Raw genomic sequence first — 18,714 nt, 5'->3', positions numbered from 1 at the left:
CGGGTGCGACGCGCGTGTCGCCGCAGTCGGCGCGGGTCAGCCGGTGTTCTGGAGGCCGGCGGCGACTCCCGAGACGGAGAGCAGCAGCAGCCGCTGCAGCTCGGGATCGACCGTCGCGCCCTCGGGAGTCTCGCGGAGCGCCCGCAGCGCGCGCAGCTGCAGCAGCGACAGCGCGTCGACATAGGGGCTGCGCATCTTCACCGCGCGCTGCAGCACCGGCTTGTTGCCGAGCAGCTCCGTCCCGTCGGTGATGCGGATCACCCAGTCGCGCGTCAGCCGCATCTCGTCACGCACCAGCGCGGCCAGATCGTCACGGTCGCCGAGTTCCAGATAGTGCCGCGCGATGCGGTCGTCCGTCTTGGCGAGGCTCATCGCCACGTTGTCGATGAGCGTGCGGAACAGCGGCCACTCCTGGTACGCCTGCCGCAGCAGCGGCTCGTCGCCGACTGCTTCGAGGGCCGTGCCCAGGCCGAACCATCCGGCGAGGTTGATGCGCGCCTGCGTCCACGCGAACACCCAGGGGATGGCGCGGAGGTCCTCGAGGGACTCCACGGAGAGTCCCCGGCGTGCCGGCCGCGAACCGAGCGCCAGCAGGCCGATCTCCTCCATGGGGGTGACGCGGGCGAACCACGGGGCGAAGCCGGGAGCCTTCACCAGCGAGAAGAAGCGCTCGCGGGATGCTGCGTCCAGCGTCGCCGCGATGCCCGCGTACTTCTCCGCGGCGGCGCGGTTGCGCTCCTCGTTGGACGGCGACGACGCGAGCAGGATGGCCGCCGCGACCTGGTCGATGTGCCGCATCGCGATCGCGGGGTCGCCGTAGCGGGCGAAGATCACCTCGCCCTGCTCGGTGAGCTTGAAGCGCCCGTCCACGGAGTGCGGCGGCTGCGCCATGATCGCGGAGTTCGCGGGGCCGCCGCCGCGGCCCAGCGCTCCGCCACGCCCGTGGAACAGCGTGAGCTCGATGCCGTTCTCGTCCGCCCATGCCGCGATCTCGGCCTGCGCCTCGTACAGCGCGAGGTTGGCGGCGACCGGGCCGACGTCCTTCGACGAGTCCGAGTAGCCCAGCATCACCTCGAGGCGGCGACCGGTGGCCTCCAGGCGTGCCGCGAACTCGGGGTGCTCGACGATCTCGGCGAGGATCCGGGGCGCGGCCTGCAGATCGGCGAACGTCTCGAACAGCGGGATGACGTCGAGCACCGGCGGCCGGCCGTCGGGGCCGACCGCGTACGCGGCCAGCTTGTGCACGGCGGCCAGGTCGTCGGCGGATCGGGTGAACGACACGATGTAGCGCCCGGCCGCGCGCGGGCCGTACCGCTCCTGCAGGAAGCCGACGGTGCGGATGACGTCGAGCACCTCTTCGGCGAGCTCACTGCGCGGTGCGCCGGCGCCTTCGCCCCCCGCCTTCTCGGCGGACTCGAGCTCCGCGAGCACCTTGGCGTGCACGGCCGAGTGCTGGCGCACCTCGAGCTCGGTGAGGTGGAACCCGTACGTCTCGACCTGCCACAGCAGCTGCTGCAGGTGCCCGTACGCCTGGCGGGAAGCGCCGGCCTGCACGAGCGAATCCTGCACGACGCGGAGATCGGCGAGCAGATGCTCGGGGTCGGCATACGCGAGGTCGGCGTCGCGGGCGCGCGTCGCCTCGATCTTGCGTGCGATCAGCAGCACGATCCGGCGGTGCGGCTCGTCGGGCGACCTCTGCGCGATGTCGTTCGCGGCGTCCTCGTCGGCCGCCTTCAGGCGCTGCCAGAGGGCGAGCAGGGCATCGCTCGGGGGAGTGGTCGTCGCGTCGAGCGTCAGCGTGCGGCCGATGCGGCCGGCGGTGCGGGCCAGGCCCAGCAGCACATGCTCGCTGGCGATCGCGGAGGCCTTGCGGGTGACGGAGGCCGTCACGAACGGGTTGCCGTCGCGATCGCCGCCCACCCACGAGCCGACGCGCACGAACGGGCGCACGATCGGGGCACGGGCGCCGGCCGCGGGACCCTGCAGCGCGTCGTCCACGCGTCGATAGACGTGCGGCACGGCGGTGTAGAGGGTGTCGTCGAACACCGCCATCACCGCGCGCACCTCGTCGGTAGGAGCGGGCTTCTCGGCCCGCAGTGGCGCGGTGCGCCACAGCGTGTCGATCTCCTCGAGCATGCGCCGCTGCGCGCGTCGCTGATCGGCCCGCTGCTGGTTCGCACCGCCGTTCAGTGCGGCGTCGTGCTGCTCGAGCAGTACGGCGAGGCGGCGGATGCTGGTCGACACCGCGCGGCGCCGCGCCTCGGTCGGGTGGGCGGTGAAGACGGGGTGGAACCGCATGCTCTGCAGGCGCCGCAGCGCCGTGTCGTCGCCGACCTCGGCGGCCAGCCGCACGAAGGCCGCGGCGACCGAGTCGGTCGCCTGCTCACGGTCGGGCCGACCGTCGCGCTCGCGGAGGATGCGCACGCGCTGGTGCTCCTCGGCGAGGTTGACGAGGTGGAAGTACGCGGTGAACGCCCGGGCGACCTCGTCGGCGCGGGCGATCGTGAAGGAGTCGGCGATCGCGGCGGCGCGGGCGAAGGCCTCGGGGGTCTCGTCGGTGTACGCCTGGATGGTCGCCGTGCGCAGGCGCTCGACGTCCTCGTAGAGTCCGGGCGATCCGCTCTCGCGCAGGACCTGACCGAGGAGCGTCCCGAGCATGCGCACGTCGCTGCGCATCTGCTCGGGGATGGCCTGCTCCGCCTCGTATCGGCCGACGAGGTCGATCGCTTCGGTCTGGGTGAGTTCACGCATCTCTCCAGGCTAACGGCGCGCCATCGCCGCGCCGTCACGGCCGACGTTGTGTGACGACGACTCCGCCGGCCTGCCGTGCGCGAGGGCGCCGGATCGCTACACTGGCCCGTGGAGAGCCGGGAAGTCTGGTCGGCGCACCATCGTCGACCCGGAAACGCGGTCGACCCGCGATCCTTCACGGAGGCCCCATGTCGCTTCTGCGCTCCGCCCGCTTTCCCGCCATCATCCTGCTCGTCGCAGCCGGCCTCGGCCTGTTCGTCGCCAACTCGGCCCTGTGGCCCGCCGTGGATGCGGCGATGCACGCGAAGCTCGGCATCCCAGGCGTGTTCGAGCTCAGCCTGTCGCACTGGATCAAGGACGGCCTGCTGGCGGTCTTCTTCTTCGTCGTGGCCGTCGAGCTGCAGTACGAGCTCACCAGCGGACAGCTGAACTCGGCCCGCAAGGCGATGCAGCCCGCGATCGCCGCCGCCGGCGGTGTTCTCGTGCCGATCGCGATCTACGCGGCGTTCGCGTGGGGATCGGACGCCACCGCCGGATGGCCGATTCCGACCGCGACCGATATCGCCTTCGCCCTGGGCGTGCTGGCGGTGTTCGGCAAGGGCCTGCCGGCGGCGCTGCGCGTGTTCTTGCTCGCGCTGGCGATCCTCGACGACATCGTCGGCATCATCTTCATCGCGGTGCTCTTCACCGACGGCGTCAACATCGCGGCGCTCGCCGGGGCGGCGGTCGCGGTCGTCGCGTTCGGCATCCTGAGCAGGCAGCTCGACACGCGCGGCCGGGTGCCGATCGCAGTCCTCCTCGTGCTGCTCGCGATCACGACCTGGGTGCTGGTGTACCTGTCGGGCGTGCACGCCACGATCGCCGGTGTCGTGCTGGGCCTCGCGATGGCGCAGCAGCCGGCGCTGCGGGTGCGGCACGCGCTCGAGCCCTGGGTGAACGTGATCGTGCTGCCCGTCTTCGCCTTCTCCGCCGCACTCGTCGTCATCCCCTCGGTACCGCTCTCGCAGCTGTCGCCGGCGTTCTGGGGCGTGCTGGTGGCGCTGCCGGTCGGCAAGATCGTCGGCATCGCGGCGTTCGGCTGGCTCTCGCTGCGCGTCACGCACCGGGGGAGTGCCCCGCCCCTCGCGTTCGCCGACCTCGTCGCCGCCGGGGCGCTCGGCGGCATCGGCTTCACCGTGTCGCTGCTCCTGTCCGAGCTCGCCTTCACGGATGCCCCGCCCCTGCGCGACCAGGCCACGCTCGGCGTGCTCGCCGGGTCGGTGATCTCGTTGATTCTGGCAGGAGGCCTCGTATCGTGGCGGGCATGGCATTACCGGCAGCGGGCGACGACCGCATCCCCCACGACGTGACCGACGCGCGGCCGGACGACGACGCATCCGATCCGCTCCGCGAGGCGGCGGACGTCATGCGCGCCGTCCGCGACCGCTGTGTGTGGACGCAGCAGATCGACCATCGCGCACTCGTGCCCTACCTCGTGGAAGAGAGCGCCGAACTCATCGACGCCGTCGAGGACGGCTCGCGCGACGAGCTGCGCGAGGAGCTCGGCGACCTGCTCTGGCAGGTGCTGTTCCACGCCGAGATCGCCTCGCGCGACGAGGACGCGCCCTTCGACATCGACGACGTCGCGCGGGGCCTGACCGACAAGATGGTGCGGCGGCATCCGCATGTCTTCGGCGATGCCGTCGCGAACACGCCCGAAGAGGTCCTCGTGCACTGGAACGCCGCGAAGGCGGCCGAGAAGAGCGCGCGGACGAGCGTGCTGGACGGCGTGAGCGAACGGATGCCGAGCCTGGCCCTCGCGCAGAAGCTCCTGTCGAAGGCGGCCCAGGTGGGTGTCCACTCCGGCGGGACGGACGTCGGTACAGCCGGCACCGAGGCCGAGCTGGGCGACGCGCTGCTGGCGCTCGTCGCAACGGCCCGGGGGAACGGCTGGGACGCCGAGCGCGCCCTCCGCGAGCGCCTGCGCGACCTCGAGCGCGACATCCGCGCCGCCGAGTCGATCGGTCGCGAGCGAGCGAGCAACGAGGGAGACGGAACGCGCTGAGAACGCGCTGAGGCGATGTTGGCGGCGCTTCGTCCTTCGCTCGACGGCCCGGAAATGGGCGCGCAACCATCTGGGAGGATGGTTCCGTGGCATCCGTCAATCCCCCGCGCGGCATGCGCGACTTCCTCCCCGCTGAAAAGGCCCGTCGCGAGCGCGTGCTCGCCGTCATCCGCGAGCGCTACCGTGCGCACGGGTTCGACGAGATCGAGACGCCCGTCATGGAGGAGTATTCGCGGCTCCACGCCGGCATCGGCGGCGACAACGAGAAGCTCGCCTACAACGTGCTCAAGCGGGGCCTCGACGCCGACGCCGTCCGCGGCGGGGCGGACGACCCCGCGAGCCTCACCGACCTGGGGCTGCGCTACGACCTGACCGTGCCGCTCGCGCGCTTCTATGCGACCAATCGCGGGCAGCTGCCCTCGGTGTTCCGCTCGATCCAGATCGCGCCGGTGTGGCGGGCCGAGCGTCCGCAGAAGGGGCGGTACCGCCAGTTCGTGCAGTGCGACATCGACATCATCGGAGACGGCTCGGCGCGCGCCGAGGCCGAGCTGGTCGTCGCGACGCTGGACACCCTCGACGCCCTGGGACTCGAAGGCGGGAGCGTGCGGATCAACGACCGGCGCGTCCTCGATTGGATGCTCGACACCTTCGGGTTCGGCGCCGAGGAGCGCCCCGGCGTGCTCATCACGATCGACAAGCTCGACAAGATCGGGCCGGAGGGCATCGTCGCCGAGCTCCGCGAGCGGGGCGCGACGGCGTCGGCGGTCGACGCGTTCGAGGAGTTCCTGCGCCGTCCGATGACCCTCGAGTATCACCCGTACGGCGAGCGCCAGATCCGCAAGGCGCTGCCGGCGGATGCGCCCGACGACATCGTGGCGCACCTCGTCGGCATCGGCGAGGCGGCGGCCGCGGCGCGTGCGTCGGCCGGCCCGGTGCCTGAGGGCGACGGGATCGACGGCGACGTCCCGCTCGTGTTCGACCCGTTCCTGGTGCGCGGCATGGGCTACTACACCGGCACGATCTTCGAGCTGGCCCACCCCTCGGTCGACTATTCGCTCGGCGGCGGCGGCCGCTACGACGGCATGATCGGCCGGTTCCTCGGACAGGACGTGCCGGCCGTCGGCTTCTCCATCGGCTTCGAGCGGATCGTCGACCTGGTGGCGGAGCAGACGGATGCCGCAGCCCCGGCCGTCGTACTGGTCCACGACCGCGACATGGCAGGGGCCGACCTCCTCGCGCTGAAGGGCGCGCTCGTGCGCCAGGGCTCGCGCGTGCGGCTCGAACAGCGGACGAAGAACCTGAAGGCGCTGCTCGAGCGCGCGGCTTCCGACGGCTACACCGCGTTCGCGACCGTCGCGCCGGGCACGACGGCCGCGGCGCTCGAGGTGAAGCCGCTCGGCTGAGCCGGCGGGTCCGGCATCACCGCCGGGCCGCGAGTGAGTCCTGGAGCCTTCATCCGTGTCAAGTTTCGGTTGACACACCGGGTCGTCAAGTTTAGGTTGACACCATGACTGATTCGACGCGGACCAACTCACCCCTGTATCGCTTCCACACCGGCGCCGCGATCGGGGCGATCGTCGCCGGGCTGGTCGTCGTGGTGCTCGCGGTCGGATTCGGATGGAGCGGACTCGCGGGCGGTTTCGCGCTCGGCGGGGGCGTCGGCCTCGCGCTGATCGGCGCATATCTCTGGGGCTACGGGAACGGACGGCGGCGACCCGGCGCGCAAGCCCTCCCCGCATGGCTGCCGAGCCGCGACCCCCGGGGATGACAGAGCTTGCAGACGCCGTCGGGCGTGCGGTGCTCGCCGCGGCGCGCATCGACGGCGCGGACGCGCTCGGGGTGGCGGATCACCTGGCCCTGATCGCCGCCAGCGCGCGGGCCGAGGCTGAGGCGCGCAGCATCCTGCAGCGCTCGGTCGAGGCCGCGCGCGCCGGCGGCGCCAGCTGGGCGCTCATCGGGGCCGAGCTGGGTATGTCGAGGCAGGCCGCGCAGCAGCGTTTCGGCGCCGCGACCGGCATCGCCGGCGAATCCGAGCGCTGGCTCGGTCCGGTCACGGCGTTCGACGAGCTCGCCGAGCTGGAGATCGCGGGGCGTGCGGGCTGGCACACCGTGGAGGCCGGCATGCTGGCGCACCGCATGGTGCGCACAGAGACGCAGTGGGCGCACCGGCGCATCCTGTGGCGCCCCTCGCTCGCGGCGGAAGAAGCCGAAGGCTGGCGGGTGGGATGCCGCGCCTTCCCGTGGATCTACCTGATCCGCGATCTCGGCATACCGGCCGAGGCGCCGCCGGCGTAGCTCACGAGCGGCGGCGGAGCCGGAGCACGCGATAGGCCACGCCGATCGCGACGACCACCACGCCGCCCACGACGGACTGCCAGGGGAGCGTCACCGCCAGGACGAGGCATCCGATCGCCCCCACGATCTGCAGCGCGACGGGGTAGCGCCGCGCCTCCCGGTGCTGGCGCAGGGCCGCCACGTTGGCGACGAAGTAGTACAGCAGCACGCCGAACGACGAGAACCCGATCGCCCCGCGCAGATCGATGAACGCCACCAGCACCACGACGACCGCGCCGATGACGATCTCGGCGCGAAGCGGGACGTGCGTGCGGGGGTGCACGCGGTCGAGGAAGCCGGGGAGATCTCGTTCGCGCGACATGGCGAACGTCGTGCGGCTGACCCCGGCGATGAGCGCCAGAAGGGCTCCGAGCGAGGCGGCCGCGGCGCCGACCCGCACGACCGGGCCGATCCACGCCCATCCCGACCCGGCTGCGGCATCGGCCACCGGCTCGGTCGACGCGGCCACCGCGGCCGGGCCCAGCGCGCTGAGCACGCCGACAGCGACGACCGCGTAGACCACCAGCGCGATGAGGAACGCGATGACGATGGCCCGCGGGATCACCCGACGGGGCTCGCGCACCTCCTCGCCCATCGTCGCGATGCGCGCGTAGCCGGCGAACGCGAAGAACAGCAGCCCCGCCGACTGAAGGATGCCGTAGCCGCCGCCCGACCACATCGTCTCGGCCGTCAGCCACCCGGGGGTCGCACCCGCCGAGAATGCCGCCGTGATCGCCGCCGCCAGCGCGCCGAGCGACACGACCACGATCACGCGCGCGGCACCCGCCGTCCGCGTGACGCCGAACCCGTTCACGGCGGTGAGCACCACGACCGCCGCGACGGCCACCGGACGCTCCCACCCGCTCGGCGCGGCATACGCGGCGAACGTCAGTGCCATGGCGGCGCAGCTGGCGGTCTTGCCGACCACGAAGCCCCACCCCGCGATGAACCCCCACCACGGGCCGAGCTCCGCGCGCCCGTACGCGTAGGTGCCGCCCGAGGTCGGATGCGCGGCGGCGAGCTGCGCCGAAGAGGTCGCGTTGCCGAAGGCGACGATGGCGGCGATCGCCAGCCCGATCAGCAGACCAGTGCCCGCGGCGGCCGCCGCGGGCGCCCACACCGCGAACACGCCGGCGCCGATCATCGAGCCGAGACCGATGAACACGGCGTCGCCGAGGCCGAGCCGGCGCTGCAGGGAAGGAGACGTCACGGGCCGAACATTAGCGTGCGCGGGCGAACGGCGGATCCGGGCTTCACGGGACGGGCAGGGGCCGCGAGGATGGTGGCATGATGCTGCAGATCCACACCGTGCTGGCGCCCTTCGGGCCGGCGACCGCGATCGAGCTGACCGACGCACAGGTCGCCGAACTGGGCGGGGGCAAGCGGGCCGCGGTCGTCGTCGGCATCGGCGGGCGCACCGCTCGCGTGCGGCTCGCCGTGATGGATGGGCGGAACGTCATCGGACTGTCGAAGGCCGTCCGCGCCGGGCTCGGCGTCGACATCGGCGACGAGGTCGACGCGACCGTGGCTCTCGATACGGCGGAGCGCGACGTCGAGGTGCCCGCAGACCTGGCCGCCGCGCTCGACGCCGGTGATGCACGGACGGCGTTCGACGCGCTCTCCCTCAGCCGACGCAAGGAGCTCGTGCGCGGAGTGTCGGAGGCCAAGCGTCCCGAGACCCGCGAGCGGCGCATCGCCGGCGTGCTGGAGGAGGTCACGGGGGCGTGACCCCTGCCCGGTTCATGAGCTGAACGACGCGGCCCACTCGGCGACACGCGCGACGCTCTCCTCTTCGGACAGATCCTCGACGCGCGTCATGATCGACCAGCGCACGCCGAACGGGTCGCGCACGCTCGCGAACCGGTCGCCCGACACGAACGTCGAGGGCTCTTCGCGCACGGTCGCCCCGGCGGCCACCGCGCGGGCGGTCACCGCATCGACGTCGGGCACGTAGATGCCCATCGAGTAGCAGTCGCCGTCGCCGTCGGGTGCGGGGACGAGCCCGTAGGCGGGACTCGGCTCGCCGATCTGCAGATAGCCGAGACCGAAGTCGAGCCCCGCGTGCACGACGGCCCCGTCGAACTCGGTGACGTCGCTGATGCGTGCGCCGAAGACGTCGCGATAGAACTCGAGCGCCTGCTTCGCCCCGCGGATCGCGAGGAACGGCGTGAGCGTGCTCGCCCCGTGCGGGCGGCCGTCGGTGGTGTGGGCGCCGGTCACGCCGGTGATGTTCTCCGTGGTCATGTCCCCATGCTCACGCGTCCCGGATGCCGCGGGCTTGAAGATTCGCGACACCCTCGGCGGACGCATGTCGGCCCGCCGCACTACCGTGACGGTGTGACGGATCCGACGCGCGGCGTGCTGTATCCCGAGCGCCTGCCGAGCTTCACGCGGCTCGCTCCGCCGGCGGCGGCATCCGATCTCGTGGAATGGTTCTGGGTTCCCCAGTGGGAACTGCCTGACGGCGTGGTGTCGCGCCAGCCGGTCCTCGGCTATCCCGCGGCCAACCTCGTCGTCGAGCCGCCCGGCGTGACGCTGTGGGGCGCGACGACGCGGACGTCCGAGCGCGTGCTGGAGGGAAGCGGCTGGGCCGTCGGCGCCGTGCTGAAGCCCGCCGCCCTCGCGCGGCTGCACGATGCGCCGAGCCGACTCGTCGACGCGTCCACCGTGCTGGACGAGCCCGAGCTGGAGCGAACCGTGTCGGTCGCGATGCCCGATCTCGACGCGGCGACGGCGGTCGTGTCGCTATGGCTGATACAGCGCGTCGGACCGCTGACGCCCGAGGGGCGACTCGCGAACGCGATGGCAGGCCTTCTCACGTCGGATGCGGCGATCCTCCGCGTCGACGACGCCGCGGAGCGCCTGCGGGTCTCGGTGCGAACGCTGCAGCGGCTCGCCCACCGGATGGTCGGGCTGTCGCCGGCCGCGATGATCCGGCGCCGGCGGCTGCAGGAGGCGGCCCAGCGCGTGCGCGACGATCCGGATGCCTCTCTCGCCGACATCGCCGCCGACCTGGGCTATGCCGACCACGCGCACCTCGCGAACGACTTCCGCGCGGTGCTGGGGTTCACCGCGTCGGACTACCGCGCCCGCTGAGGCGCGTCGTCGCTCGTGGCGCGCTGCGGGACGTTCGCCGCGGTGACCCGCTTCTTCTCGCGCACGTAGACCTCACGCCGGACCCTCGCGACGACGTCGCCCGCGGCATCCGTGATGTCGGTCTCGAACCATTCGAGCACCTTGGCACCGCCGTGTGCGCGTGCGCGCAGCTCCTCGGCCTTCTCGCGCGGGACGTCGAAGCGAGCAGTGAGCACGCCGCGACCCGGCTTCAGGAACTCGATCTCGCCGCGCGTGTCCCACACGACGTAGTCGCGTCCGAGCTGGTGCATCACGAGCATGAAGAAGTAGGGGTCCGTCATGGCCGACATGGAGCCGCCGAACGCCGTCTTCACGTAGTTGCGCGTGATCAGGTTCACGTGCAGTTCGACGGTGGCGCTGGTCCAGTCGTCGGAGAACTTCTTGACACGGATGCCGCTGAAGAGATTCGGGATCCACAGGCTCATGCCGAGGGCGAGGCGTCGGGGAGTCACACGCATGACCACCAGCTTGGCGGAACAGCCGCTGTCACTCGACATCGGTTGGCAGGTTCCGACAGTTGTTCTAGTTGTTATAGAGTTATCGCGTGCTTTTGAGGATCGATCCCGAGAGCGATGCGCCCCTGTTCGCGCAGATCGCGGACTCGGTGCGAGCGGATGCCGCAGCCGGGCGTGTGCACGCCGGCGACCGCCTGCCCGCCGCGCGGGAGATCGCCGCAGCGCTCGGCGTCAACGTGCACACGGTGCTGCACGCGTATCAGGATCTGCGCGGCGAAGGGCTGGTCGAGCTGCGGCGGGGCCGCGGCGCCGTGATCACCGCCCAGGCGACCGTCCTCGCGTCGCTGCACCACGACATCCAGAGCCTCGTCGCCCGCGCGCGGGCCGCGGGGCTCCCGCCCGACACCCTCGCCGCCCTCGTGAAGGAGATCGCCACCCATGACGACCGCACCGCCCGCTGACCCGTCGAACCGCTCGCGGCTCGCGCTGCGCCGCTTCATCCTGGTGGCCGTGTGGCTGCCCGTGGCGCTCGTCGCCGTGGCGCTCGTCAAGCAGCTGATCGCCCTGCCGCAGCTGCCTGCCACCGTCGCGGTGCATTGGAACGCCGCCGGCGAGGCGGACGGCTTCGCCCCCGCGTGGACGCAGCCGGTCATCACGGTGCTGTTCGGGCTCGGACTTCCCCTGCTCATGGCGGCGACGTCGCTGCCGGGACTGCGCCGCGGCGACACCGGACCGACGTACCGGCTGATGGGGGCGGCCGCGGCAGCCGTGTCGGCCGTCGTCACCGTCTCGCTCACATGGACGCTCTCGATGCAGGTGGGCCTCGACGTCGTGTCGCAGGCGCCGACGGTGTGGGCGGCGCTCATCGCGTCGCTGATCGCGGGCGCCGTGGTCGGTGTCGGCGCCTGGTTCCTCCAGCCCGCGGCACGCCCGGTCGCCGGCTCCGCCCCGCCTGCCGAGCCGCTCACGCTCGCGCCGCACGAACGCGTCCTGTGGATGCGGTCGGTGTCGATGACGCCCGGCGCGGCCATCGCGATCATCGCAGCGGTCGTGCTGGTGGCCGTGTCGGCCGTCTTGGCCTGGACCACCGGCGCCGACACGACGCTCGCGTGGATCCTGACCGGCGTCACCATCCTGCTGCTCCTGCTCGCCGCGACCACCCTCGCCTTCCACGTGCGCGTCGACGACACCGGGCTGCACGTCGACTCGGTGCTCGGCATCCCCCGCTTCACGGTTCCGCTCGCCGACGTCCGGTCCGCGGCCCGCGTCGAGGTTGTCCCGATGGGTGACTTCGGCGGCTGGGGCGTGCGCATCGCACCGCAGGGGCGTCGCTTCGGGATCGTGCTTCGCGCGGGCGAGGCGCTGGAGGTCACCCGACGCAACGGTCGACGCGTCACGGTCACCGTCGACGACGCGGCCACCGCCGCCGCCTTGCTCGAGGCCCTCGTCCTCCGGGCCGCGACCAGGTCTTGACGCCCGGTCGGCAGGCGGATTGGCTGAGGGCATGGCCCCACCGACTCCCGACACCTGGCCCACTCCCGAGAAGTGGTCCCGTGTCGACGCGTACCTGACCGACCTGCTGGTCGGGCACGACCCGGATCTCGAGAAGGCGGTCGAGGCGCAGAACGGCGCCGGGCTGCCCGCGATCGAAGTCGCGCCGGTCAACGGGAAGCTGCTGCACCTGATGGCGCGCATCTCGGGAGCCCGCCGGGTGCTCGAGGTCGGCACGCTCGCCGCGTACTCGACGATCTGGCTCGCCCGCGGTATCCCGGGCGACGGTCGAGTCGTGACGATCGAGGCGGAGCCGCGCAACGCGGAACTCGCGCGGGCCAATCTCGACCGCGCGGGCGTGGGGGAGAAGGTCGAGATCCGGCTCGGCCGGGGTGCCGACGTGCTGCCCACGCTCGAAGGCGAGGAGCCGTTCGACCTGGTCTTCATCGACGCCGACAAGGAGTCCAACACGGTCTACCTCGACTGGGCGGCTCGCCTCGGCCGACCGGGCACCGTGGTGATGGTCGACAACACGGTCCGCGGCGGCGAGGTCGCCAATCCGGCCACCGAGAATCCGCAGATCATCGGCGTGCAGCGCGGCCTCGAGATGCTCGGCCGCGATCCGCGGTTCGACGCGACGGCCCTCCAGACGCTCGATGCCAAGGGCTACGACGGCATCGCCATCGCGCTGATCGTCTGACGTCCTCGCAAGCCGGCACCGGGTCAGTAGGCTGAGGGGCGGACCGACGACGCTCCAGCGAATCACCCTAAGCAAGGAGAACCCCTGTGGCACAGATCGAGGCTGTAGGCGCCCGCGAGATCCTCGACTCGCGTGGAAACCCGACCGTCGAGGTGGAGGTCCTGCTGGACGATGGCATCGTCCAGCGTGCGGCAGTGCCGTCCGGCGCATCCACCGGCGCCTTCGAGGCGTACGAGCTGCGTGATGGCGACAAGAGCCGTTACAGCGGCAAGGGCGTGCTGAAGGCCGTCGCCGCCGTCATCGACGAGCTCGGCCCCGCGATCGAGGGGATCGAGGCGAGCGAGCAGCGCGTCGTCGACGAGATCCTCATCGCCACGGACGGCACCGAGAACAAGTCGCGCACGGGAGCGAACGCGATCCTGGGCATCTCGCTCGCCGTCGCCAAGGCCGCCGCCGATTCGGCCGACCTGCCGCTGTTCCGCTACCTGGGCGGACCCAACGCCCACGTCCTCCCGGTGCCGCTGTTCAACGTCATCAACGGTGGCGAGCACGCCGACAACGGCATCGACTTCCAGGAGTTCTTCCTCGCTCCGATCGGCGCCGAGACCTACTCCGAGTCCCTGCGGTGGGGCACCGAGGTCTACCACGTCCTCAAGGGAGAGCTGAAGGCTGCGGGCTTCGCGACGGGCCTCGGCGACGAGGGCGGATTCGCCCCCGACCTCCCCAGCAACCGCGAGGGCCTGGACTTCCTCATGCGCGCGATCGAGAAGGCCGGCTTCACGCCCGGCCGCGACATCGGTGTCGGCCTCGACGTCGCTGCGACCGAGTTCTTCGACAACGGCGTCTACACGGTCGAGGGCAAGCCGTGGTCGGCCGAGAAGCTCACCGACTACTTCGCCGACCTCGTCGCGAACTACCCCGTCGTGACCATCGAGGACGCCCTTGCGGAGGACGACTGGGACGCGTGGAAGGCGCTCACCGACAAGATCGGCTCGCAGGTGCAGCTGGTCGGCGACGACCTGTTCGTCACCAACCCCACGCGCCTCCAGAAGGGCATCGACCTCGGCGTCGGCAACGCGCTGCTGGTGAAGGTCAACCAGATCGGCACGCTGTCGGAGACCCTCGACGCCATCGCGCTGGCCACCCAGAACGGCTACCGGTCGATGCTCTCGCACCGCTCGGGCGAGACCGAGGACACCACGATCGCCGACCTGGCCGTCGCCGTCAACGCGGGTCAGATCAAGACCGGCGCGCCCGCCCGCAGCGAGCGCGTGGCGAAATACAATCAGCTTCTGCGCATCGAAGAGGAGCTCGGCGAGGCCGCGGTGTTCGCGGGCCGCGGAGCCTTCCCCCGGTTCAAGGGCTGATGCGCTGACCGCGTGAGAAGTGGCGCCGCACGACGGCGCATGCAGGAAGGGGGAGCCGTGGCCAAGACGACGGCTCCCCCTTCTCGTACCCCGGGCCGCCCGACCCGTTCCGCTGATCCCGTCGCACCGCGTCGACGCCCGGTGAGCGCACGGCGCCCCGTCGACGTGCGGGGCTGGCTCGGCGGCATCCGTCTCTCGGGCTTCATGGTGATCATGATGGGCCTGGTCGTGCTCGCCGCCTTCGTGCTCGTGCCCACCATCGGCACCTACGTCGACCAGCGGCAGCAGGTGGCGGCCCTCGAGGCGGCCGTGCAGCTCAGCCGCGAGGAGGTCGCCGACCTCGACTCCCAGCGCGAGCGGTGGAAGGACCCGGCCTACATCACCACGCAGGCGCGCGAGCGGCTGTATTACGTCAAGCCGGGGGAGGTCGTGTACCTGGTGGACGACGATCTGCCTCCCGAGCTCGCGCCGCAGGAGCAGGAGCCGGTGAGCGACGAGCTCCAGGCCGCCGACGCGGACTGGACGTCGAAGCTCGTGCGCTCGATGACCGAGGCCGGCCTCGCGCGGACAGCGGCGCCGCTGACGATCGGCGTGCCCGACCCCGACCCCGACCCCTCGACCACCCCTACGCCGTGACGGCCGGCTGCCGGCGGAGACACCTCGCCGGCCACGCGGTCCAGCAGCGTCCCAGGTGCCGCCGGTACCCTGGGCCCGACCAAGGAGCAGCTCTGTGACGACCCCGCCGTACCCCCCTGTCAGCGATGCCGACCTCGCCGTGCTTCGCGAACAGCTCGGTCGTCCGGCCCGCGGAGTCGTCGGGATCGCCGCGCGCTGCGTGTGCGGCAATCCGACCGTGGTGGCGACATCCCCCCGCCTCCCTGACGGCACGCCGTTCCCCACGTTCTACTACCTGACGCATCCGGCCGCGACGGCCGCCATGTCGGTGCTCGAAGCCGACCACGTGATGCGCGAGCTCTCCGACCTGCTGACCACCGACGAAGACGTCGCCGCCGCCTACCGGCTCGCCCACGAGTCGTACCTGCATGACCGCTCGGCGTTCGGCGAGGTGGATGAGATCGCCGGCATCTCGGCCGGAGGCATGCCGACGCGGGTCAAGTGCCTGCACGCGCTCGCCGGGCACGCGCTCGCCGCCGGCCCGGGCGTGAACCCGATCGGCGACCGCGCGCTCGCCCTGTCGTCGTGGTCGCCCGCGCGCTGCGTGTGCGCCGAGCCCGGGTCGGGCGGATGATCCGCCGCCTCCTCGCGGCGGTGACGTCGGCGGCGATCGCCGCGACGCTGGTCGCCGCCGCACCTGCGGCGGCCGACGCGGCGACCGCTCCGGAAGATCCGGTGCGCGCGGCGGAGTACTGGCTCACCGACTACGGCGTCGAGAAGGCCTGGGAGACCACGCGCGGTGCGGGGGCGAAGATCGCCGTCATCGACACCGGCATCGGTCGTGGCCCCGTCGAGTTCGACGGCGCGGTCGCCGGGGGCACCGACGTGTCGGGCGCCGGTTCGCCCGACGGCCGCACGCCGGTCGGCGCCGTCGACGCCGACCACGGCAGCTGGGTGGCGTCGCTCGCGGCGGGCCGCGGCACGGGTCCGGCCACCGGCATGGTCGGCGTGGCGCCCGAGGCGCAGCTGCTCTCGGTATCGGTCGCGTTCGGATCGTCGGCCAAACGGCCCTTCGCGGACCAGATCGCCGAGGCGATCCGGTGGTCGGTCGACAACGGCGCCGACGTCATCAACATGTCGCTCACCACGAACGTGCCGGACTGGCCCGAGAGCTGGGACGACGCCTTCCTGTACGCCTTCGACCACGACGTCGTCATCGTCGTCGCGGCCGGCAACCGGGGCAGCGGCACGACCCGCGTCGGCGCTCCGGCCACCATCCCCGGCGTGCTCACCGTCGGCGGCGTCGACCGCGCCGGCGAGGCGAGCGTCGATGCGTCCACCCAGGGGATCACCATCGGCGTGTCGGCGCCCAGCGAGGAGCTCGTGGGCGTGTCAGCCGACTCTACCCTCGTCTCGTGGGACGGCACGAGCGGCGCCGCGCCGATCGTCGCCGGCATCGCGGCGCTCGTGCGCGCTGCGCATCCCGAGCTCGACGCCGCCAACGTCATCAACCGGATCATCAAGACCGCCCGGCCCGCGGCGGGTGCGAAGGATGTGCCCGACGTGCTCTACGGCTACGGACTGGTGGATGCCGCGGCCGCCGTCACGGCGAGTGTGCCGAGTGTGACCGCCAACCCCATGGGCAGTCTCGAGGACTGGGTGCGGCTGTACCGCCGGGCTCCTGTCGCGGCGCTGCCCGAGGAGCCGGCCCCGGTCGTCGAGGTTCCGGCGCTGCCGGACGCCGACCAGGCCACCCGCGTCACGTCGCCGCTGCTGCCCGACCGGAACACCGTGCTGTACGGGACCCTGCCGCTCCTGCTGGCCACAGCGACGGCTATACTGGTGGCGCTCGGCGTCACCGCTGCTGTCCGACGCATCCGATTGGCGTCCCGCGCGCCGAGCCGCTGACACAGGAGGAGTACTCCAAACCGTGACCAACACCGTGCCCAAGATCCTCATCGTCGGTGGCGGATACGCAGGCTTCTACACGGCCTGGAAGCTCGAGAAGCATCTGCGCAAGGGTGAAGCGGACGTGACGATCGTCGACCCGCTTCCCTACATGACCTATCAGCCGTTCCTCCCGGAGGTCGCGGCCGGTTCCATCGAGGCGCGCCACTCCGTCGTCGCCCTGCGTCGTCATCTCAAGCGGACCCATGTGGTCGCCGCCAAGGTGACCGGCATCAACCATGCGGGCAAGGTCGCCACCATCACCCCGATCGCGGGGGAGCCGTACGAATTCGCGTACGACCAGATCGTGGTCACCGCCGGCGCCGTCTCGCGCACGTTCCCGATCCCGGGCATCGCCGACAACGCGATCGGCCTGAAGACCATCGAAGAGGCCGTCGCGATCCGCGACAAGCTGATGTCGAACTTCGACAAGGCGTCCACGCTTCCTCCGGGGCCCGCCCGCGACCGGCTGCTGACCGTGGTGGTGGTCGGCGGTGGGTTCGCCGGCATCGAGGTCTTCGCCGAGCTGCGCTCGCTGGCCTCGTCCCTGGTCAAGAGCTACCCGCAGATCACGTTCGACGACACGCACTTCCACCTCATCGAGGCCATGAGCCGCATCATGCCCGAGGTGTCGCTGAAGACGAGCGAGTGGGTGCTGAAGAATCTGGCCCAGCGGGGCGCCTCGGTGCACCTGGACACGCAGGTCACCGGCGCCGTGGGCGGCAACATCGAGCTCTCCACCGGTGAGACGATCCCCAGCGACCTCATCATCTGGACAGCCGGCGTGATGGCGAATCCCACTGTGGTGCGCGGCGGCGACCTCCCCATCGAGGAGCGCGGTCGCATCCGCACCCGCGCCGACCTGCGGGTGGGCAGCGAGGACGAGATCGTCGAGGGCGCCTGGGCGGCCGGCGACGTGTCGGCCGTGCCGGACCTCACCGGCGGCGGGGTGGGCGGCTACTGCGTCCCCAACGCCCAGCATGCGGTGCGTCAGGCGAAGCTCCTCGCCAAGAACCTCGTCGGGGTGCTGCGCGGCGAGCTGCCGCGGGAGTACTACCACAAGAACCTCGGCGCCGTCGCGGGCCTCGGGCTCTGGGTGGGCGTGTTCCAGTCCGGCAAGCTCGCCCTCAAGGGACCGATCGCCTGGCTCGCCCACCGCGGCTACCACGGCCTGGCGATGCCGTCCTGGGAGCGCAAGTGGCGCGTGCTGTGGGGCTGGTGGAACAACTTCTGGCTGGGCCGCGACATGGTGAACCTGTCGACCGTCCAGAACCCCCGCTACGTCTTCGAAGAGTTCGCGGCGCGTCCGCGACCGCCGCAGCCCGTCGAGGCGCCGGCCGAGCCGGCCGCCGCGGCTGCACCGGCGAAGAAGGCTCCCGCGCGCAAGCCCGCCGCGAAGGCCGCCGACGCCGAGAAGGTCGCAGCGAAGTAAGTCCGCAGGATGCCGCAGGCTCGTCTGAGAAGATGAGCCTGCGGCATTCGCGTTCCCGGCGGACGCGATCGGGCCCCCGTAGCCCAACGGCAGAGGCAGGCGACTTAAAATCGCTCGAGTGTGGGTTCGAATCCCACCGGGGGCACCGGCTCCACATCCTCGCGGTGAACGAGAAGACGCGTTAGCCTGGGCGAAAGCGGCGAAGGGGCCGGACATGGACGAGAACGGCACGGCGGGTCGGGGCACGGACAGTCGGAGGGCGGACGGTCCCCGCGCGCAGGAGCAGAAGCCGCCGAAGAGCGGCTGGTGGTGGAAGCTCACCGCGCTGCTGCTCGGTGCCCCTCCGATCGCGGTGTACGGCGCCGAGGAAGAGGTCGAACAGGAGCGCGCCGCGAGGGCGAAGGACTGACCCTGTCGGTCTGCCTCCGCACGCCCGCGAACCC

At 71.8% G+C, this 18,714-nt stretch carries 20 protein-coding genes and 1 tRNA gene; 17 read left to right on the top strand and 4 right to left on the bottom strand.

Features of this window, described 5'->3' with window-relative positions; translation table 11 throughout:
• Nucleotides 1–36: 36 nt before the first annotated feature.
• Nucleotides 37–2,751: a phosphoenolpyruvate carboxylase gene (locus ACI3KY_RS09690; protein WP_404929959.1), complete on the bottom strand. Its 2,715-nt coding sequence runs from the start codon at nt 2,749–2,751 to the stop codon at nt 37–39.
• Nucleotides 2,752–2,939: 188 nt separating this feature from the next.
• On the opposite strand from ACI3KY_RS09690, the gene nhaA reads away from it, so the two are divergent.
• The 5 genes from nhaA to ACI3KY_RS09665 all read left to right on the top strand — a co-directional run bounded on the left by nhaA (nt 2,940) and on the right by ACI3KY_RS09665 (nt 7,090).
• Nucleotides 2,940–4,100, top strand: a complete 1,161-nt coding sequence (gene nhaA / locus ACI3KY_RS09685; RefSeq protein ID WP_404929958.1) for a Na+/H+ antiporter NhaA — start codon at nt 2,940–2,942, stop codon at nt 4,098–4,100.
• Complete coding sequence (locus ACI3KY_RS09680; protein ID WP_404929957.1) at nt 4,055–4,795, top strand: MazG family protein; 741 nt, start codon at nt 4,055–4,057, stop codon at nt 4,793–4,795. Before nhaA ends, ACI3KY_RS09680 begins: the two co-directional genes overlap by 46 nt.
• 113 nt (nt 4,796–4,908) lie before the next feature.
• Nucleotides 4,909–6,198, top strand: coding sequence for a histidine--tRNA ligase (hisS, locus tag ACI3KY_RS09675; protein WP_404929981.1), 1,290 nt, complete (start codon nt 4,909–4,911; stop codon nt 6,196–6,198).
• Nucleotides 6,199–6,302: 104 nt separating this feature from the next.
• Nucleotides 6,303–6,563, top strand: coding sequence for a hypothetical protein (locus tag ACI3KY_RS09670; RefSeq protein WP_404929956.1), 261 nt, complete (start codon nt 6,303–6,305; stop codon nt 6,561–6,563).
• Nucleotides 6,560–7,090: a hypothetical protein gene (locus ACI3KY_RS09665; RefSeq protein WP_404929955.1), complete on the top strand. Its 531-nt coding sequence runs from the start codon at nt 6,560–6,562 to the stop codon at nt 7,088–7,090. Before ACI3KY_RS09670 ends, ACI3KY_RS09665 begins: the two co-directional genes overlap by 4 nt.
• 1 nt (nt 7,091) lies before the next feature.
• Here ACI3KY_RS09665 and ACI3KY_RS09660 read toward each other — a convergent pair whose 3' ends face one another.
• The gene (locus ACI3KY_RS09660) at nt 7,092–8,339 is read right to left on the bottom strand and encodes an APC family permease (protein WP_404929954.1); all 1,248 of its coding nucleotides are present in this window, start codon (nt 8,337–8,339) and stop codon (nt 7,092–7,094) included.
• Between the two features lie 77 nt (nt 8,340–8,416).
• Here ACI3KY_RS09660 and ACI3KY_RS09655 point away from each other — a divergent pair, with 77 nt between their 5' ends.
• Nucleotides 8,417–8,857 carry a YdeI/OmpD-associated family protein gene (locus ACI3KY_RS09655; protein ID WP_404929953.1) on the top strand — a complete coding sequence of 147 codons (441 nt, stop codon included), beginning with the start codon at nt 8,417–8,419 and terminating at the stop codon, nt 8,855–8,857.
• A 12-nt stretch (nt 8,858–8,869) separates the two neighbouring features.
• On the opposite strand, the gene ACI3KY_RS09650 is transcribed toward ACI3KY_RS09655, so the two are convergent.
• Nucleotides 8,870–9,373: a VOC family protein gene (locus tag ACI3KY_RS09650; RefSeq protein ID WP_404929952.1), complete on the bottom strand. Its 504-nt coding sequence runs from the start codon at nt 9,371–9,373 to the stop codon at nt 8,870–8,872.
• Nucleotides 9,374–9,466: 93 nt separating this feature from the next.
• On the opposite strand from ACI3KY_RS09650, the gene ACI3KY_RS09645 reads away from it, so the two are divergent.
• Nucleotides 9,467–10,225: a helix-turn-helix domain-containing protein gene (locus ACI3KY_RS09645; protein ID WP_404929951.1), complete on the top strand. Its 759-nt coding sequence runs from the start codon at nt 9,467–9,469 to the stop codon at nt 10,223–10,225.
• On the opposite strand, the gene ACI3KY_RS09640 is transcribed toward ACI3KY_RS09645, so the two are convergent.
• Nucleotides 10,210–10,722, bottom strand: a complete 513-nt coding sequence (locus ACI3KY_RS09640; RefSeq protein ID WP_404929950.1) for a PaaI family thioesterase — start codon at nt 10,720–10,722, stop codon at nt 10,210–10,212. The genes ACI3KY_RS09645 and ACI3KY_RS09640 overlap by 16 nt on opposite strands.
• Before the next feature lie 86 nt (nt 10,723–10,808).
• Here ACI3KY_RS09640 and ACI3KY_RS09635 point away from each other — a divergent pair, with 86 nt between their 5' ends.
• From ACI3KY_RS09635 to ACI3KY_RS09590, 10 genes are all read left to right on the top strand, one after another.
• Nucleotides 10,809–11,180, top strand: a complete 372-nt coding sequence (locus ACI3KY_RS09635) for a GntR family transcriptional regulator (RefSeq protein WP_404929949.1) — start codon at nt 10,809–10,811, stop codon at nt 11,178–11,180.
• Entirely contained in the window at nt 11,158–12,192 is a 1,035-nt protein-coding gene (locus ACI3KY_RS09630; protein WP_404929948.1) for a DUF1648 domain-containing protein, read from the top strand. The genes ACI3KY_RS09635 and ACI3KY_RS09630 overlap by 23 nt, the downstream gene beginning before the upstream one ends.
• Nucleotides 12,193–12,223: 31 nt before the next feature.
• Nucleotides 12,224–12,910: an O-methyltransferase gene (locus ACI3KY_RS09625; protein WP_404929947.1), complete on the top strand. Its 687-nt coding sequence runs from the start codon at nt 12,224–12,226 to the stop codon at nt 12,908–12,910.
• An 86-nt stretch (nt 12,911–12,996) separates the two neighbouring features.
• On the top strand, nt 12,997–14,277 hold the full coding sequence (eno, locus tag ACI3KY_RS09620) for a phosphopyruvate hydratase (protein ID WP_404929946.1): 1,281 nt from the start codon (nt 12,997–12,999) through the stop codon (nt 14,275–14,277).
• A gap of 141 nt (nt 14,278–14,418) precedes the next feature.
• Nucleotides 14,419–14,913, top strand: a complete 495-nt coding sequence (locus ACI3KY_RS09615; protein WP_404929945.1) for a septum formation initiator family protein — start codon at nt 14,419–14,421, stop codon at nt 14,911–14,913.
• Between the two features lie 94 nt (nt 14,914–15,007).
• Nucleotides 15,008–15,526 carry a DUF501 domain-containing protein gene (locus ACI3KY_RS09610; RefSeq protein WP_404929944.1) on the top strand — a complete coding sequence of 173 codons (519 nt, stop codon included), beginning with the start codon at nt 15,008–15,010 and terminating at the stop codon, nt 15,524–15,526.
• Complete coding sequence (locus ACI3KY_RS09605; RefSeq protein WP_404929943.1) at nt 15,523–16,800, top strand: S8 family serine peptidase; 1,278 nt, start codon at nt 15,523–15,525, stop codon at nt 16,798–16,800. Before ACI3KY_RS09610 ends, ACI3KY_RS09605 begins: the two co-directional genes overlap by 4 nt.
• Nucleotides 16,801–16,834: 34 nt before the next feature.
• Complete coding sequence (locus ACI3KY_RS09600; RefSeq protein WP_404929980.1) at nt 16,835–18,271, top strand: NAD(P)/FAD-dependent oxidoreductase; 1,437 nt, start codon at nt 16,835–16,837, stop codon at nt 18,269–18,271.
• 72 nt (nt 18,272–18,343) lie between these two features.
• A tRNA-Leu gene (locus tag ACI3KY_RS09595) sits at nt 18,344–18,416 on the top strand.
• Nucleotides 18,417–18,485: 69 nt separating this feature from the next.
• The gene (locus tag ACI3KY_RS09590) at nt 18,486–18,680 is read left to right on the top strand and encodes a hypothetical protein (RefSeq protein WP_404929942.1); all 195 of its coding nucleotides are present in this window, start codon (nt 18,486–18,488) and stop codon (nt 18,678–18,680) included.
• Nucleotides 18,681–18,714 lie beyond the last annotated feature (34 nt).

This window comes from Microbacterium sp. ZW T2_14, from assembly GCF_044987405.1.
Classification (GTDB): Bacteria; Actinomycetota; Actinomycetes; order Actinomycetales; family Microbacteriaceae; genus Microbacterium.
This window is presented reverse-complemented; position numbering and strand designations above follow the sequence as displayed.

What these genes read in the sequence shown, in the direction of transcription:
- ACI3KY_RS09665 (WP_404929955.1), top strand. Translation starts at nt 6,560, where the DNA reads ATGACAGAGCTTGCAGACGCCGTCGGGCGTGCGGTGCTCGCCGCGGCG.
- ACI3KY_RS09640 (WP_404929950.1), bottom strand. Translation starts at nt 10,722, where the DNA reads ATGCGTGTGACTCCCCGACGCCTCGCCCTCGGCATGAGCCTGTGGATC.
- ACI3KY_RS09625 (WP_404929947.1), top strand. Translation starts at nt 12,224, where the DNA reads ATGGCCCCACCGACTCCCGACACCTGGCCCACTCCCGAGAAGTGGTCC.
- ACI3KY_RS09670 (WP_404929956.1), top strand. Translation starts at nt 6,303, where the DNA reads ATGACTGATTCGACGCGGACCAACTCACCCCTGTATCGCTTCCACACC.
- ACI3KY_RS09605 (WP_404929943.1), top strand. Translation starts at nt 15,523, where the DNA reads ATGATCCGCCGCCTCCTCGCGGCGGTGACGTCGGCGGCGATCGCCGCG.
- ACI3KY_RS09590 (WP_404929942.1), top strand. Translation starts at nt 18,486, where the DNA reads ATGGACGAGAACGGCACGGCGGGTCGGGGCACGGACAGTCGGAGGGCG.
- ACI3KY_RS09680 (WP_404929957.1), top strand. Translation starts at nt 4,055, where the DNA reads ATGGCATTACCGGCAGCGGGCGACGACCGCATCCCCCACGACGTGACC.
- nhaA (WP_404929958.1), top strand. Translation starts at nt 2,940, where the DNA reads ATGTCGCTTCTGCGCTCCGCCCGCTTTCCCGCCATCATCCTGCTCGTC.
- ACI3KY_RS09690 (WP_404929959.1), bottom strand. Translation starts at nt 2,751, where the DNA reads ATGCGTGAACTCACCCAGACCGAAGCGATCGACCTCGTCGGCCGATAC.
- ACI3KY_RS09655 (WP_404929953.1), top strand. Translation starts at nt 8,417, where the DNA reads ATGATGCTGCAGATCCACACCGTGCTGGCGCCCTTCGGGCCGGCGACC.
- ACI3KY_RS09650 (WP_404929952.1), bottom strand. Translation starts at nt 9,373, where the DNA reads ATGACCACGGAGAACATCACCGGCGTGACCGGCGCCCACACCACCGAC.
- ACI3KY_RS09630 (WP_404929948.1), top strand. Translation starts at nt 11,158, where the DNA reads ATGACGACCGCACCGCCCGCTGACCCGTCGAACCGCTCGCGGCTCGCG.
- hisS (WP_404929981.1), top strand. Translation starts at nt 4,909, where the DNA reads ATGCGCGACTTCCTCCCCGCTGAAAAGGCCCGTCGCGAGCGCGTGCTC.